Annotated in this window: 16 protein-coding genes; 13 read left to right on the top strand and 3 right to left on the bottom strand. The window is 70.6% G+C overall.

Translation table 11 applies throughout. The features are described from left to right. Positions 1–60 precede the first annotated feature (60 nt). The 5 genes from CLV30_RS21530 to CLV30_RS21510 all read left to right on the top strand — a co-directional run bounded on the left by CLV30_RS21530 (position 61) and on the right by CLV30_RS21510 (position 2,649). Positions 61–798: an SDR family oxidoreductase gene (locus CLV30_RS21530; protein ID WP_106539299.1), complete on the top strand. Its 738-nt coding sequence runs from the start codon at positions 61–63 to the stop codon at positions 796–798. Positions 799–830: 32 nt separating this feature from the next. Next, on the top strand, positions 831–1,064 hold the full coding sequence (locus CLV30_RS21525; protein ID WP_106539298.1) for a tautomerase family protein: 234 nt from the start codon (positions 831–833) through the stop codon (positions 1,062–1,064). A gap of 135 nt (positions 1,065–1,199) precedes the next feature. Next, positions 1,200–1,562: an ArsR/SmtB family transcription factor gene (locus tag CLV30_RS21520; protein WP_106539297.1), complete on the top strand. Its 363-nt coding sequence runs from the start codon at positions 1,200–1,202 to the stop codon at positions 1,560–1,562. A gap of 26 nt (positions 1,563–1,588) precedes the next feature. Continuing rightward, positions 1,589–2,074: an SRPBCC family protein gene (locus tag CLV30_RS21515; RefSeq protein ID WP_106539296.1), complete on the top strand. Its 486-nt coding sequence runs from the start codon at positions 1,589–1,591 to the stop codon at positions 2,072–2,074. After that, complete coding sequence (locus CLV30_RS21510) at positions 2,074–2,649, top strand: TIGR03086 family metal-binding protein (RefSeq protein WP_106539295.1); 576 nt, start codon at positions 2,074–2,076, stop codon at positions 2,647–2,649. Before CLV30_RS21515 ends, CLV30_RS21510 begins: the two co-directional genes overlap by 1 nt. A gap of 22 nt (positions 2,650–2,671) precedes the next feature. Here the strand turns inward: CLV30_RS21510 and CLV30_RS21505 are convergent, their stop codons facing one another. Next, positions 2,672–3,379: an SDR family NAD(P)-dependent oxidoreductase gene (locus tag CLV30_RS21505; RefSeq protein ID WP_106539294.1), complete on the bottom strand. Its 708-nt coding sequence runs from the start codon at positions 3,377–3,379 to the stop codon at positions 2,672–2,674. Positions 3,380–3,481: 102 nt separating this feature from the next. Between CLV30_RS21505 and CLV30_RS21500 the strand changes: the two genes are divergently transcribed. Next, positions 3,482–4,327, top strand: coding sequence for a helix-turn-helix transcriptional regulator (locus CLV30_RS21500; protein ID WP_106539293.1), 846 nt, complete (start codon positions 3,482–3,484; stop codon positions 4,325–4,327). 20 nt (positions 4,328–4,347) lie between these two features. On the opposite strand, the gene CLV30_RS21495 is transcribed toward CLV30_RS21500, so the two are convergent. Next, positions 4,348–4,791, bottom strand: coding sequence for a YybH family protein (locus tag CLV30_RS21495; protein WP_106539292.1), 444 nt, complete (start codon positions 4,789–4,791; stop codon positions 4,348–4,350). 93 nt (positions 4,792–4,884) lie between these two features. Here CLV30_RS21495 and CLV30_RS21490 point away from each other — a divergent pair, with 93 nt between their 5' ends. Then, the gene (locus tag CLV30_RS21490) at positions 4,885–5,571 is read left to right on the top strand and encodes a TetR/AcrR family transcriptional regulator (RefSeq protein WP_106539291.1); all 687 of its coding nucleotides are present in this window, start codon (positions 4,885–4,887) and stop codon (positions 5,569–5,571) included. A gap of 94 nt (positions 5,572–5,665) precedes the next feature. Here the strand turns inward: CLV30_RS21490 and CLV30_RS21485 are convergent, their stop codons facing one another. Next, on the bottom strand, positions 5,666–6,505 hold the full coding sequence (locus CLV30_RS21485; RefSeq protein WP_165358679.1) for an AraC family transcriptional regulator: 840 nt from the start codon (positions 6,503–6,505) through the stop codon (positions 5,666–5,668). An 87-nt stretch (positions 6,506–6,592) separates the two neighbouring features. Here CLV30_RS21485 and CLV30_RS21480 point away from each other — a divergent pair, with 87 nt between their 5' ends. The 6 genes from CLV30_RS21480 to CLV30_RS21455 all read left to right on the top strand — a co-directional run bounded on the left by CLV30_RS21480 (position 6,593) and on the right by CLV30_RS21455 (position 14,102). Further along, entirely contained in the window at positions 6,593–7,528 is a 936-nt protein-coding gene (locus tag CLV30_RS21480; RefSeq protein ID WP_165358678.1) for a phytanoyl-CoA dioxygenase family protein, read from the top strand. Positions 7,529–7,560: 32 nt separating this feature from the next. Beyond that, a complete protein-coding gene (locus tag CLV30_RS21475; protein ID WP_106539288.1) occupies positions 7,561–8,580 on the top strand; it encodes a LacI family DNA-binding transcriptional regulator in 1,020 nt (339 codons plus the stop codon). Positions 8,581–8,702: 122 nt separating this feature from the next. Further along, complete coding sequence (locus CLV30_RS21470; RefSeq protein ID WP_211300100.1) at positions 8,703–10,841, top strand: glycoside hydrolase family 36 protein; 2,139 nt, start codon at positions 8,703–8,705, stop codon at positions 10,839–10,841. Positions 10,842–10,891: 50 nt separating this feature from the next. Beyond that, positions 10,892–12,217, top strand: coding sequence for an ABC transporter substrate-binding protein (locus CLV30_RS21465; RefSeq protein WP_106539287.1), 1,326 nt, complete (start codon positions 10,892–10,894; stop codon positions 12,215–12,217). A 221-nt stretch (positions 12,218–12,438) separates the two neighbouring features. Further along, on the top strand, positions 12,439–13,254 hold the full coding sequence (locus CLV30_RS21460) for a carbohydrate ABC transporter permease (protein ID WP_106539337.1): 816 nt from the start codon (positions 12,439–12,441) through the stop codon (positions 13,252–13,254). Then, positions 13,251–14,102, top strand: a complete 852-nt coding sequence (locus CLV30_RS21455) for a carbohydrate ABC transporter permease (RefSeq protein WP_205740946.1) — start codon at positions 13,251–13,253, stop codon at positions 14,100–14,102. The genes CLV30_RS21460 and CLV30_RS21455 overlap by 4 nt, the downstream gene beginning before the upstream one ends. Positions 14,103–14,126: the final 24 nt, after the last annotated feature.

Raw genomic sequence — 14,126 nt, 5'->3', positions numbered from 1 at the left:
CCTGGTTGCCCTGACCGAACCGGTTCATGGTGGAGCCGTCACCGAGTGAACGGAGCAGACATGACCGAGCACACCAGGGCCGCCATCGTGACCGGCGCATCGCGCGGCATCGGGCGGGAAGTGGCGATCAGGCTCGCCGCCGAGGGGCACGCCGTCGCCGTCGGCTACGCCGGACGCAAGGACCTCGCCGAGGACGTCGTCCGGACCGTGGAAGCGGCGGGCGGGCGCGCCGTCGCCGTCCGGGCTGACGTGGCGGACGAGCACGACGTCGCCGCGCTGTTCGACGCCGCCGAGACGGCCTTCGGGGGTGTCGACGTGGTCGCCCATGCCGCGGGCAGGATGGTGCTGTCCACCGTGGCCGACCTCGACCTCGCCGACCTCGACGACCTGCACCGGACCAACATCCGCGGCACGTTCGTCGTCGCACAGCAGGCCGCGCGCAGGCTGCGCTCCGGCGGCACGCTGATCACGTTCTCCACGTCCGTCGTGGGCCTCGCCCTGCCCAGCTACGGGGCGTACAGCGCGAGCAAGGGGGCGGTCGAGGCGCTGACCATGATCCTCGCCCGCGAGTTGCGCGGCAGGGACGTCACCGTCAACGCCATCGCGCCCGGCCCGACCGCCACGGACCTCTTCCTCGACGGCAAGGACGAGGAGACCGTCGCCCGCCTCGCCGCCCAGCCCTCGCTCGAACGTCTGGGCACGCCCGCCGACATCGCGGGCGTGGCGGCCTTTCTCGCCAGTGAGCAGGGCCACTGGGTCAACGGGCAGGTCGTCCGCGCCAACGGCGGCATCGTCTGACGGCAACCGTCGACCGCAAAGGAGTCCTCATCATGCCCTTCGCCAACTTCAAAGTCCCGGCCGGTTCCCTGACCGCCGAACAGAAAGCACGGATCGTCCACCGCACGACCGACCTCTACGCCGAGATCTACGGAGAACGAGCCCGGCCGACCACGATGGTCCTCGTCGAAGAGGTCGCCGACGGAGGCTGGGGGATCGGCGACAACGTCCTCACCCTCGCCATGCTGCAGGCAGACGGCCAGCCGCCAGGAGACGCCCAGCGCTGACCGCGATCCACCTGCACCGCTCGTGCCGGGCGCAGCGGCCCGGCCGATGCCTCCGCAGCGTTATCAACCAGACGGTTGACAATGACTGGGGACTCGCTCTAAGGTCGTATTCAACCAACAAGTTGAGGAACGATGGTGGACGAGGTAACGGAGCAGCTCAACCGGGCGTTCGCGGCACTGGCCGATCCGACCCGGCGCGATCTGGTGGCCCGGCTGGCGGGCGCGGACGCGACCGTGGGCGAGTTGGCACAGCCGTACGGCATGAGCCTCCAGGCCGTCTCCAAGCACGTGAAAGTGCTCGAGGAGGCCGGGCTGGTGGTCCGCAGCAAGGAGGCTCAGCGCCGGCCGGTCCACCTCGATGCGGAGGTGTTCGACCTGATGACGAAATGGATCGAGCGCTACCGCCGCGAGGCTGAGCAGCGCTACCAACGCCTCGACGCCGTTCTGGATCGGATGGCCGTGTCCGAAGGTGACACGTCCGAAGACCAGACTTCTTGAGACGACACCCAGAGGGAGGACGCACCATGGCCAAGCACGAGACCCGGATCGTGGCCGACGAGAAGGTCCCGACCATCGAGATCATCCGCGAGTTCGACGCGGCGCCCGAGCAGGTGTTCCGCGCCCACGTCGACCCCGAGCTCTACGCGCGTTGGGTCGGTCCGCATTCGATGACCACGAGGATCACCAGGTGGGACGCCCGCACGGGTGGCGAGTGGGCCTTCGCCAACGACCGTGACGGCGAACAGATCGCCTCCTTCTACGGCAGTTTCCACGAGGTGCGCGCGAACGAACGGATCGTGTGGACGTTCACCTACGAAGGCGTGCCCGACGGAGTCTCGCTGGAGACGTTGACGTTCGAGCAGCTCGACGGCGGAGGCACGCGGCTTCGGGTGCTGAGCGTGGTCGAGGACTTCCAGACCCGCGACGGCATCCTGTCCAGCGGCATGGACACCGGGGTCAACGAGGGCTACGAGAAGCTCGACGAACTGCTCGCGAAGGACCCGCGCTGATGGCGGCACCCCAGAGCCCGGCCGGGCGGCACGCGTACGACGCCGCCCGGTTCACCGGGCTCGTCGAGTCGGCCTCGGCCGGCGACTGGGCGCGACCCAGCCCGGTCGAGGGGTGGACGGCGCTCGACGTCGTGAAGCATCTTGTCGAGTGGTCCCGCGGCTTCCTGACCGGCGCCGGGATCGAGCTTCCGGCGCTGGACGTCGGGGCCGACCCGGTCGCCGCCTGGAAGCAGCACGTCGCCGACATCCAGGCCGTCCTCGACGATCCCGCCGGGCGGGTGCTCAGCAACCCGCACACCGGCGACAAGCCGGTGGACGTGGCGATCGACGCGTTCTACACCGACGACGTCTGGATGCACTCCTGGGACCTCGCCGAGGCGCTCGGCCGCGAGCCCGACCTGGGCGAGGAGCGCTGCAGGTCCGCGCTGGCGGCCATGAAACCGATGGAGCAGATGCTGCGTGACAGCGGGCAGTTCGGTCCCGCCGTGCCCGTCGCCGACGAAGCCTCCGCGCAGGACAGGTTGATGGGCTTCATCGGCCGTGACCCAGCGTGGCGGACCTCGGCGCAGGCGTGATCCGACGCCGGGCGTGCCGCGCTCACCAGGGGAGAGGACCCGAAGCGTCGACGTAGGCTCCGGTCGGGCCGTCGGAGCCCACCTGAGCCATCCGGACGATGATCTCGGCGCCCTCTTCGACGGTCTGGATGCCGGTGTTCCCGTTCAGGTCGGTCTTGGTGAACCCGGGCTCGACCGCGTTGATCCGCATGTCCGGGAAGGCCTTGGCGTACTGCACGGTGATCGTGTTGACCGCGGCCTTCGACGCCGGGTAGGCGACGCCGGTGTAGCCGTACGCCGGGGTGCCCGTGGTGGTGAGGCGGGTCAGGGAGGCCAGTCCGCTGCTGAGGTTGACCACGACCGGGTTGGCGGAACGCTGCAGCAGCGGCAGGAACGTGCCGGTGACGCGCACGACGCCGAACACGTTCGTTTCGAACAGCGCCCGCATCTGCTCGGCGGTCACGTCCGCGGGGCCGACGACGTTGTTGCCGGCATCCCTGCCTTCGACGCCGGCGTTGTTGACCAGCACGTCCAGCCCGCCGTCGGCCTCCACCGCCGTCGCTGCCGCGGCGACGCTGGCGTCGTCGGTCACGTCGATGCGGACGTGCCTCGCGCCCAGCTGCTGAGCGGCCCGGCGTCCGCGAGCATCGTCCCGGCTGCCGACGTAGACGGTGTGGCCCGCGGCGACGAGCCGGCGGGCGGTCTCGAAGCCCAGCCCCTTGTTCGCTCCGGTGATCAGTGTCGTTGTCATGCCTCCACGGTCCGCCCGGGCGGCGTGGCCGGCCAGTGGTCCCGTCTTCCTGGGACCGCCGGTACCAGGCTGAGCCCGCAGGTCGGCGTGCACACTGGAGGTATGGCGACGGAGTTCGGGCGGGCGGTGCGGCGCTGGCGTGACCGGATCGCGCCGGATGCCGCGGGGCTGCTCGAAGGCGGCCGGCGGCGAGCAGCCGGGTTGCGCCGCGAGGAGCTGGCCATGCTGGCCGGGGTCTCCGTCGACTACGTCACCCGTCTCGAGCAGGGCCGCGCCGCGCACCCGTCCGCACAGGTCGTCGAATCCCTGGCCCGGGCGCTGCGGGTGTCGCCGGCCGAACGTGCGCACCTGTTCGAGCTGGCCGGGCTGGCGGCGCCGGGAGCCGAGACGGTGCCCACCCACGTCACCCCGAGCGTCGAACGGCTGCTGGACCGGCTGAGCGGGACGCCCGTCGCGGTCTACGACGCGTCCTGGACCCTGGTTGTCGCCAACCAGCCGTACGCTGCGTTGATGGGTGACCCCACCGGTCTGCGCGGCAACGACCGCAACGCCGTGTGGCGCAACCTGCTCGGCCGGGGCAGCCGGGTCCGGCACACGCCGGAGTCGCGGCGCGCGTTCGAGGCTGCCCTGGTCTGCGATCTGCGGAGTGCAGCCGCCCGTTATCCGGCGGACTCGCGGCTGCGGGCACTTGTCGCGGAGTTGTACGCCAACAGTGCCCGGTTCGCCGAACTGTGGGACGCAGGCGCCGTCGGCCACCACGAGTCGGCGCGCAAGACCGTCGAGCATCCGCAGGTGGGGCCGCTGACCCTGGACTGCGACGTTCTGACGGTGGCCGGCAGCGACCTGCGCATCATGGTCTACACGGCCGAGCCGGACACCGCGGACGCCGAACGCCTCGCCATGCTGACGGTTCTCGGCACCCAGACACTCGCCACGACGGCGGGCTAGCGGGGAGCCGCGACAACGGATCAGTGGTCGGCGTCTGCCTGGACGATGGGTGTGGTTTGGGCGGAAGCGATCCGCCACGCGTCGTGCTCTCTCGCCAGGACGTAGGTGAGACTGCCCGTGGCGGGAAGTCCCTCGCCGGATCCGGCTTTCGATGAGCCGCCGCGCTCGTCCGACACGTGCTTGATGGCGCTGACGATGGCGACGTCGGCGCTCGCGAACCGGATGTCCACGATCTCGGTGGTGGTGAACACGCTGGCCAGCGGCGAGTCGAGCGCTGCCGCCATCGCCACGCGGATGTCGTCCCGGCCGAGCACCCGGCGCCCCGCGATGTTGACGATCATCGCGTCGGCGGTGTGCAGGGCGAGGAACGCCTCGAGGTCGTTCTGGTGTTTCTCCGCCTCCGCGACGACCTGCCGGATCGCGGCCCGGTCGTCGTCGCGCGTGGTGGCGTGGTTCGCGCCCATGATCTCTCCTTCGTCTTGAAGCGGAGCGAATCGCTCCGTTAGCATCACGATAGGTCCGGAGCGATTCGCTCCGCAAGGGGTAGGCTGGCCGGAATGGCGAAGGACACGCGGCGCGCTCCCCGGCAGGCCGAGGCCGAACGCAACGACCGTGCGCTGCTCGAGGCCGCACGCGAGGTGATCGGGGCCGATGGCGAACACGCGTCGGTCGCCGCGATCGCCAAGCGTGCGGGGGTCGGCATCGGCAGCCTGTACCGCCGCTACCGGACCAAGGAGGAGCTCTTCCAGCGCCTGAGCGTCATCGCGCTGGACGGCTACCACCGTGCCGCCACGGAAGGGCTCGCCATCGACGACCCGTGGGAAGGTCTCGTGCACTACGTCACGGCCGCGATCGGGCTCGGCGCCGGCTCACTGGGCCCGATCGCCGGGACGATCACCGTCACCGACGAGATGGCCGACAAGAACGAGCGTGCGGACGACGCCGTCGCGACGCTGGTCGAGCGCGCCCGAGCGGCGGGTGCTCTGCGGGCCGACGTCACCCAGGTCGACCTGGACCTGCTGATCGAGCAGCTCGCCACGTCACCGTTGCTGGATCAGCTCAGGAAGCAGGGGAGGACCGACCTGCTCGACGTCGCGTGGAACGCCCGGACGCGGATCACCGCCATCGCGCTGGACGGGCTCCGCGCCACCGCTTCGCAGCCGCTACCCGGACATCCGCCGGGTCGTGAACTTCTCACGGAACGCTGGACACCGGCAGATGAGGTGGACGACGTCAGACGCTAGTTGCCTGTGCGTTCCGGATGCGGGGCTCTCGACGCGGTCCATCCGCGACGCACAGGCAACAAGGTGCCGGCGGCCGGGGCCGAGGACGATCAGCTCAGTGCACCCGACGCTGCTGCCTGCGGAACTCGCCCGGAGGCATCCCGGTGTGCCGGGTGAACGTCCGGGTGAAGTACGCGGGGTCGTGGTGGCCGACCTCGCGCGCGATCTCCGCGACGGTCAGCTCCGATCCGGCGAGCAGCGCCTTGGCGTGGTTGAGCCGGACCTGCACGATGTAGCCCTTGGGGCTGCAGCCGCCGGCTCGGTGCACCACCCTGCGCAGGGCGCTGAGCGACAGTCCGAGGCGCGCGGCGATCTCGCCGACGGACACCGCCGTGCACGCGTGCTCGCGCAGGGTGGCCATGACGGCGTCGTCGGTCGCGCCGCCGGGGTCACGGCGCGAGTGGTGGGCGGTGAGGATCAGCTCGTGGACGAGATGTGCCGCCGTCACCTCGACTCCTGGCCGGTGTCCGTGGCAGGCCTCGAGCAGCCGGTCCATGGTGTGCCGGACGGCCGTCGAGTCGTCGAGGCGGAGCACGGGCTCGGTCCGCGACAGGTAGCCCAGCTCCTCGTAGGCGGCGACGGCGGAACCGTCGAACAACGTCCACACCTCGTGCCAGCCACCGCGGCTCGGCCCGTAGGTGTGTGGCTCACCGGGGAACAGCCAGAACAGCGTCGGCGGCGTGAGCTCGTACGTCGTGCCCGGCCTGCCGCACTCGAGCCGGCCCGGACCGGACAGGACGAGCACGGCGGCATGGCTGTCCAGGACGCGTGGCGGGCAGTGCGCCGGTCCGGACTGGCGACCGGCGCAGAGACACGTCAGCCCAAGCCGCTGGTGGACCGCCGTGGGTGTCAGGTAGCGCGCCCACGGCCGCGGTGAGTCGCCGTCGGTGGGCACTGAAACCACGCTCCAGGGTCGCAAAAGTGCAAGAACGAGACGAGTTCGTCCTGTCGCCGCATGTCACCGTAGCGACATACTGACCATATGCCTGACGTGAAAAGTCAACCACGGTCCACGGAGACGCCGCTGACCGCGCAGGGCATGCAACTGAGCCGGTCGCCCGCGCATCTCGGCGAGCTGCGCCGGTCCACCGACGCCCTGGACGACACCGGCGAGCTGCGCCGGCGCATGGCCGCGGACGGCTACCTGTTCCTGCCCGGGTTCCTGGATCGCCCGGCCGTGCGTGCGGCGCGGGCCAGCGTCACCGACCGGCTGGCCGCCGAGGGCTTCAGCGACCCGTCGTACCCGGCGGAGCTCGCGGTCGCGCCGCCCGGCTGCGACCTCACCCTCAAGCCGGACGTCGCCCACGACAACCCGGTGCTGCACGGCCTGCTCTACGAGGGCCGGATGGTGGAGTTCTACGAGCGGTTGCTGGGCGGGCCGGTCCGGCACTTCGACTACACCTGGATGCGGGTGGTGGCCCCCGGGCACGGCACCAAGCCGCACGGGGACGCCGTCTTCATGGGGCGCGGCACGCACGATCTCTACACCGCCTGGGTGCCGCTCGGCGACGCCGGATTCGATCTCGGCGGGCTGATGGTGCTGGAGGGCTCGCACCGGCTGCCGCAGATCCGCGACGACTACGTCCGCCGGGACGTCGACACCTACTGTTCGAACGTCGACGGCGACGAGGACTACGCCTTGGAGCACGGCTGGCGCTGGAACGGCAGCCTCTCCGACGATCCGGTGCGGTTGCGCGAGCAGCTGGGCGGGCGTTGGCTCACGGCCGAGTTCGAGGCCGGCGACCTGCTCACCTTCAGCATCTACCTGGTGCACGCGAGCCTGGACAACCGTTCGGCGCGGTTCCGCCTGTCGTCGGACTCGCGGTATCAACTAGCCGCGGCCCCGGTGGACGAACGCTGGATCGGCGAGGCGCCGGTCGGGCACGGGCCCGGTGGCAAGCGCGGCCTGATCTGCTGATGTCGACCAGCGCACGGTAACCTGGACCGCATATGGCCAGGTCATCGACTCGCGCTCCGGCAATCACGGACGTCGCCCGGCTCGCGGGCGTGTCCGTGCCCACCGTGTCGCGCGTCATCACGGGCTCGGTTCCGGTCAGCGCCGAGCGCAAGGAACGCGTGCACTCGGCCATCCGCGAGCTCGGATACCGGCCGAACGGTGCGGCGCGTGCGCTGGTCACGGGTCGGCAGTCGGCCATCGCGGTGATCGCCAGCAACACGACGCGGTACGGGTACGCGACGACGCTGCAGGGCATCGAGGAGTCCGCGCGGGCGGCCGGGTTCATCGTGATGATCACGGTGATCGAGTCGGACGAGCCGGAGGCGGTGTCGGCGGCCGTCGACCTCGCCCTGAGCCACCCGGTGTCCGGCGCGGTCGTGCTGAAGTTCGACCCGGCCGGCGCGGCCGCGTTGCGCGCACTGCCCACGGATCTCCCGGTCGTCGCGGTCGCCGGCGGCAAGAGTGACGCCCGGCCGCACGCGGTCCTCGACGACACCGCGGCGGCGAAGCACGCCACCGAGTACCTGCTCGGCCTGGGACACAGCACCGTGCACTATGTCGCCGTCCCCACGTCCGGGCGGCGGGCCGGGCGGGCGGCGGGCTGGCGTAAGGCGCTGGAGCACGCCGGCGTCGAGCCGCCGCCGATCTACGACGCCGGCTGGGATCCACAGCGCGCCTACGAGTTCGGCCGCGGCGTCGCCGAACGCTCCGACGTCACCGCGGCGCTGTGCGGTAACGACGAGCTGGCCATGGCGTTCATCCGGGCACTGCAGGAGTGCGGCCGGCGGGTGCCCGACGAGATCAGCGTCGTCGGGTTCGACGACCATCCGCTGAGCCGGTACTGGACACCACCGCTGACGACGGTCCGGCAGGACTTCGCCGATCTCGGCCGGCGCTCCTTCGAGCTGCTCGGCGGCGCCCTGGACGGCGACGGTGTGAGGTCGTCGTCGGTCACGCCGCGGTTGGTGCTGCGCGAGAGCGCCGGTCCGGTGCCTTCGTCTCCGAGCCGCTGACCTGCCCCGTCGGGGCCCGTTCATCGTGATTCGTGGTCGGGGCCCATTGACGGCTCGTCTGAAAACGTTATCATCGTCGTCACATCAACGACTGTGAGCGTTAACAACGAGCGAGAGGCACGATGCCGATGAGCCCGCACCCGCACCGAGTCGTCTGGGGACATTCCGCGTTGACGCTCGTGGTGGTCGCCGAGCCGGACGGTCCGGCCCGTCTGGTCCGGCTCGACCCCGCCGACGTGACGGAGCACGACGGCCCGGCCGGCGGGAGCGCGGAAGCGGAGACCGCCCAGCCGCTCGCCGAGGTCCTGCTGGCGGGGGACGGGCACGCATGGTCCGGCGCGCGCTCGATCGAGACGATCGTGGGAGCCCGGCTGCGGTTCTCCGGGTCCCGTGCGGACGAGGCGGACGGGTGGCGCCGTCTCGTCGTCGAGCTCACCGACCCGGAGACCGGCATCGGTGTCGAGGTGTGGTTCCGGTCGGTGGACGGTGTGCCGGCCGTGCAGGCGTGGACCCGCGTGTCCGCGGGCGGGTCCGGGCCGGTCGTGCTGCACGCCGTGAGCTCGCTGGTGACCGGCGCGTTCGCGGCCGGGGCCTCGGCCGACGACGTCGACGTGTCCTGGGCCGAGAGCGACTGGCTGGCCGAGGGCCGCTGGCAGCGCCGTGCGCTGCGGGACGCGGGCGTGCCCGACATCGACCTCGGCACGCATCGGCAGAATCCGCGCGGGGCGATGGTCGTCACCAGCCACGGGTCGTGGTCGAGCGGGGAGTACCTGCCGACCGGTGTGCTGCACGACCGGTCCGCCGGCCGGGCGTGGGCGTGGCAGATCGAGCACAACGGCGCGTGGCGCTGGGAGGTCGGCGAGGGCCTCGACGGCGTCTACGTCGCCCTCTCCGGTCCCCGCGACGCGGACCATCAGTGGCGTCACGCCCTGGATCCCGGCGACGAGTTCGTGAGCGTGCCGGTCGGCATCGCCGTCGGTGACGACGGCGCCGAGTCGGCCCTCGCGGCGCTCACCGCGTACCGGCGGTGCATCGTGCGCCCGGACGACGACCACGTCGCGCTGCCGGTGGTCTTCAACGACTACATGAACACGCTGATGGGTGACCCGACGACGCAGAAGCTGCTGCCGCTGATCGACGCGGCCGCGAGCGCCGGAGCCGAGTACTTCTGCATCGACGCCGGCTGGTACGACGACGACGGCGACTGGTGGGACAGCGTCGGTGCGTGGGAGCCGTCGACCACGCGTTTCTGCGCGGGACTGGGCGAGGTCGTCGAGCGGATCCGTTCGGCCGGCATGTCGCCCGGACTGTGGCTCGAGCCCGAGGTGGTGGGCGTGCGCAGCCGGCTGGCCGACGAGCTGCCCGACGACGCGTTCTTCCAGCGCGACGGCCGGCGCCAGATCGAGAACGGCCGCTACCACCTGGATCTGCGCCACCCGGCGGCCGTCGCGCACCTCGACGCCACCGTGGACCGGCTCGTCGGCGAGTTCGGCATCCGGTACTTCAAGCTCGACTACAACATCAACCCGGGCGCGGGCACGGACGCGAAGGACGGCTCGGCCGGCGCCGGGCTGATGGAGCACAACCGTGCGCACCTGCGCTGGCTCGAAGGCGTCCTGGACCGCCACCCGGGCCTCGTTCTGGAGAACTGCGGCTCCGGGGCGATGCGCATGGACTACGCCATGCTCGCCCGGTTGCAGCTGCAGTCGACCAGCGACCAGCAGAACCCGCTGCTCTACCCGCCGATCGCGGCTTCCGCGCCGATGTCCGTGCTCCCGGAGCAGTCGGCGAGCTGGGCCTACCCGCAACCGGAGATGAGCGACGAGGAGATCGCGTTCACGATGTGCACCGGCATGCTCGGGCGGCTGTACCTGTCCGGTCACCTGGACCGGATGGACACCGGCCAGCTCGAGCTGGTCCGGCGCGGCGTCGAGGTGCACCGCGAGATCCGCGCCGATCTGGCGCGGGCGGTCCCGTTCTGGCCGCTCGAACTGCCCGGGTGGAACGACCGGTGGATATCGCTAGGGCTGCGCTCCGGCGACGTCACCTACCTTGGCGTGTGGCGCCGTCCGCATGCCGAGGCGACGGTGCAGCTGCCGATCGCTCATCTGCGCGGGACCGACGTCGACGTCGACGTGATCTATCCGGACCGGTTGCCGGCGTGGGAGCACACCTGGGACCGCGACGACGCACTGCTGCGCCTGACCGGTGCCGCGGATCCACCCGCGGCCCGGATCGTGCGGATCCGACCGACAACGTGACAGACCCGAACCGGCGACACGGAGACGAGAAGGGCTGGAGGAGAGACTCGATGAACAGATCCCTGACGAGCATCGCGGCGCTCGCGAGCGTCGCGCTCATGGCGACGGCGTGCAGCGACCCGGCGGCGGAGGCCGAAGGCGGTGGTTCGGCCGGCGGGGGTGCCGTCGAGTGGCCGGAGCCCACGGCCGACCTCGACGGCGTCACGCTGACACTCTGGGCGGCACAGAACAGCACCACCATCCCCGAACAGGTGACGGCCGCGTTCGAGAAGGCGACCGGCGCGAAGGTCGAGATCGTCACCATCCCGGACCCGTACGAGCAGAGCGTGCAGACCCGCGTGGCGACCGGCGACAAGCCCGACCTGGCGTTCTGGCAGCCGACGGCGTCCATGCTGACCGCCCTGAACGCCGACACCAACCTGCAGCCGCTTGACGGCGCGCCGTGGATCGAGGAGCTGCAACCCGAGCTGCAGGACATGACCGGGCTGCTCGACGACACCCGGTACGCGGCGCTCATCTCCAGCCCGTCCGTCGAGGGCGTGTACTACAACAAGGACGTCTTCGCCCAGCACGGCATCACCGAGCCGCCGGGCAGCTTCGACGAGATGGTCGACCTGGCGCGGAAGCTCGACAGCGCCGGCGTGACGCCGTTCTACGGAATGGCCGGCGACCGGTGGGCCACCCAGTGGTGGGTCCAGGTCCAGCTCGCCGGGGCCGCCGCCAACGGTTTCTGGGACGACGTCAACTCCGGCGAGAAGAGCTTCGAGAGCCCGGTCGTGCTCGACGCGATCACCCGCTACCGCGATCTGGTCGAGGAGGGCCTGTTCAACGACGACCTGGCCACCGCGACGTTCGAGGAGCAGGGCGACGCACTGCTCGCTGGTGAAGCGGCGATGGCGCTGCAGGTCAACTCGTTCTTCGGGCAGCTGCAGGCCAAGGCCGACACGGCGACGCTGAACGAGAAGATCGGGTTCTTCCCGATCTCGCCGTCGGGCAACGTCGGCACCTACATCCCGGACCAGAGCAACGCGCTGGTCGCGTTCCGCAGCGGGGACGAGCAGAAGGAAGCCGCCGCTCGTCAGCTGCTCGCGTTCTGGATGGGGCCCGGATACGAGGACTTCGTCGCCGGCCAGGGGACGATCTCGCTGAAGCCGGACGTGCCGACGCCGGACTCCGTCCCGCAGGCGCTTCTCGACGCGCACGCGTCGCTGGGCGACTCGGTCGGGTCGATGCAGGCACTGGCGGCCGCCAACCCCGACCTCTACCTCAACCTCGCCGACATGGTCGCCGGGGAGATGACGCCCAAGGAGGTCGCGGCGGCGACCCAGGACCAGTTCGAGCAGCTCGCGTCCGCGGCGGGTGTCGAAGGGTTCTGACCAGGTCGGCCGGGGCGTTCGCCCCGGCCGACGCCGCCGGAAGGAAGGAGAGCACGGTGGCGACCGAGCACGAGACCGTGGCCGGAGCGGCACCGGGACAGCCGGCGCCCGACGGGTTGCCGCCCGGCGGGTCCGGCGGGAAGGTGTCGAGAACGACGTCGGCCGAGCGGCGCGAGCGGGCGGCCCATCCGGGCTGGTTCCTCGCTCCGGCGCTCGTCGTGATGGTCGTGTTCTTCTTCGTCCCGACGGTCTTCAACTTCGTCTACGCCTTCACCGACTGGTCCAGCTTCAAGAGTGAGATCAACCCGGTCGGGTTCGACAACTTCGTCGAGCTGGCCGACAGCGGGACGCTGTTCGCCTCGTTGCGGATCACCGTGGTGTACGCGGTGCTGGTCGCGATCTTCCAGAACGTGTTCGGGCTGATCCTCGCGGTGCTGCTGGAGCGTGACACCCGGCTGAACAGGTTCGCGCGAGCGGCGTTCTTCATCCCGGTGCTGATGTCCGCGCTGGCGGTCGGTTACATCTTCCAGGCGTTCCTGAAGCCGGAGGGGGCGCTGAACGCCCTCATCGGCGCGCTGGTCGGCCACGAGGTCACCACGGCCTGGCTGGGCAGCACGACCTGGACGATCGTGGTGGTCGCGCTGATCCACGCATGGAAGTGGATGGGGCTGTCGATGCTGATCTACATGGCCGGGCTGAAGACGATGCCCGGCGACGTCCTCGAGGCGGCGCGGATCGACGGCGCCTCACCGTGGAAGGCCTTCTGGGCGATCCGGTTCCCGCTGCTGGCGCCGGCCGTCACGTTCAGTGTCGCGACGGCGTTGCTCGGCTCGATGAACGGGTTCGACGTCGTCCAGGCGACCACCGAGGGCGGTCCGGCCCGGACGACGGAGATCCTCAACATCTTCATCTACCGCACCTTCGGGCAGGGACTGTTCGCGCAGGCCACCACGATGAGCCTGGTGCTGTTCCTGATGGTCGCCCTGTTCGCCTTCCCGGTCATCAAGATCCTGCGCAGGCGGGAGGAGATCCTGTGAGCACCGAGGTCCTACGCCGGCGTCCCCGGCGCAGCGCACGGACGAAGGCGCAGCCGGTCGTGGCGCTGGTACTCGTGGCCGTCCTCGTCGGGTTGCCGATGTGGCTGGTCGTGGTGACGGCGGGCAAGCCGCAGGGCGAGGCGCTCACGCCGAACCTGGACCTGCCCTCGCAGTGGCAGCTGCTGGACAACGTCCGCGAGGTCTGGACCCGCGGGCGGATCCCGTCGGGGTTCTTCGGCAGCGTCCTGGTCATGGTGCCGTCGGTGCTCGGCGTGCTGCTGCTCGGCTCGATGGGCGCGTGGATCCTCGCCCGGCGCTCGAAGCGCCGCTACGCGGTGCTGTACGCGGCCGCGATCAGCGGCATCGTGCTGCCGCCGGCGGTCGTGACGGTCGTGCTGCTGCTGCGACAGCTCGGTCTGGCCGGCACCGCCATCGGCATGATCGGCGTCTACATGGGCATCTACATGTCCACGGTGATCTTCTTCGTCACCGGCTTCATCCGCACCATCCCGCTCGAGCTGGAGGAGGCCGCCCGCGTCGACGGTGCCCGGCCGCTGACCGTGTTCGTGCGGGTCATCCTGCCGCTGCTGCGGCCGGTGCTGGCGACCGCGACGATCCTGATCTGCCTGTACGTCTGGAACGACGTGTTCTACGCGTTCTTCGTGCTGGGCGGGCGGCTGGACACGCTGCCGCTGAACCTGTTCCAGGTGGCCAGCGCCGGGCTCTACCTGAACAACTGGCACCTGATCTTCACCTACGTGGTCCTGATGAGCCTGCCGCTGCTCATCGTGTTCGTCGTCGCCCAGCGCAAGATCATCTCGGGCATCACCAGCGGCGCTGTCAAGTGAGACCGAACAACCCGCAGGAGGCAC

Origin of the sequence: Haloactinopolyspora alba, assembly GCF_003014555.1 — a bacterium.
Classification (GTDB): domain Bacteria; phylum Actinomycetota; class Actinomycetes; order Jiangellales; family Jiangellaceae; genus Haloactinopolyspora; species Haloactinopolyspora alba.
The sequence above is the reverse complement of the archived record's forward strand: the minus strand, read 5'-3'. Positions and strand labels throughout refer to the sequence as shown.

Bases quoted from the DNA above. Each gene is read 5' to 3' on its own strand.
- CLV30_RS21510 (WP_106539295.1), top strand. From the start codon at position 2,074: ATGGCGGCACCCCAGAGCCCGGCCGGGCGGCACGCGTACGACGCCGCC.
- CLV30_RS21515 (WP_106539296.1), top strand. From the start codon at position 1,589: ATGGCCAAGCACGAGACCCGGATCGTGGCCGACGAGAAGGTCCCGACC.
- CLV30_RS21475 (WP_106539288.1), top strand. From the start codon at position 7,561: ATGGCCAGGTCATCGACTCGCGCTCCGGCAATCACGGACGTCGCCCGG.
- CLV30_RS21525 (WP_106539298.1), top strand. From the start codon at position 831: ATGCCCTTCGCCAACTTCAAAGTCCCGGCCGGTTCCCTGACCGCCGAA.
- CLV30_RS21490 (WP_106539291.1), top strand. From the start codon at position 4,885: ATGGCGAAGGACACGCGGCGCGCTCCCCGGCAGGCCGAGGCCGAACGC.
- CLV30_RS21530 (WP_106539299.1), top strand. From the start codon at position 61: ATGACCGAGCACACCAGGGCCGCCATCGTGACCGGCGCATCGCGCGGC.
- CLV30_RS21505 (WP_106539294.1), bottom strand. From the start codon at position 3,379: ATGACAACGACACTGATCACCGGAGCGAACAAGGGGCTGGGCTTCGAG.
- CLV30_RS21470 (WP_211300100.1), top strand. From the start codon at position 8,703: ATGCCGATGAGCCCGCACCCGCACCGAGTCGTCTGGGGACATTCCGCG.
- CLV30_RS21480 (WP_165358678.1), top strand. From the start codon at position 6,593: ATGCCTGACGTGAAAAGTCAACCACGGTCCACGGAGACGCCGCTGACC.
- CLV30_RS21465 (WP_106539287.1), top strand. From the start codon at position 10,892: ATGAACAGATCCCTGACGAGCATCGCGGCGCTCGCGAGCGTCGCGCTC.
- CLV30_RS21500 (WP_106539293.1), top strand. From the start codon at position 3,482: ATGGCGACGGAGTTCGGGCGGGCGGTGCGGCGCTGGCGTGACCGGATC.
- CLV30_RS21460 (WP_106539337.1), top strand. From the start codon at position 12,439: ATGGTCGTGTTCTTCTTCGTCCCGACGGTCTTCAACTTCGTCTACGCC.
- CLV30_RS21495 (WP_106539292.1), bottom strand. From the start codon at position 4,791: ATGGGCGCGAACCACGCCACCACGCGCGACGACGACCGGGCCGCGATC.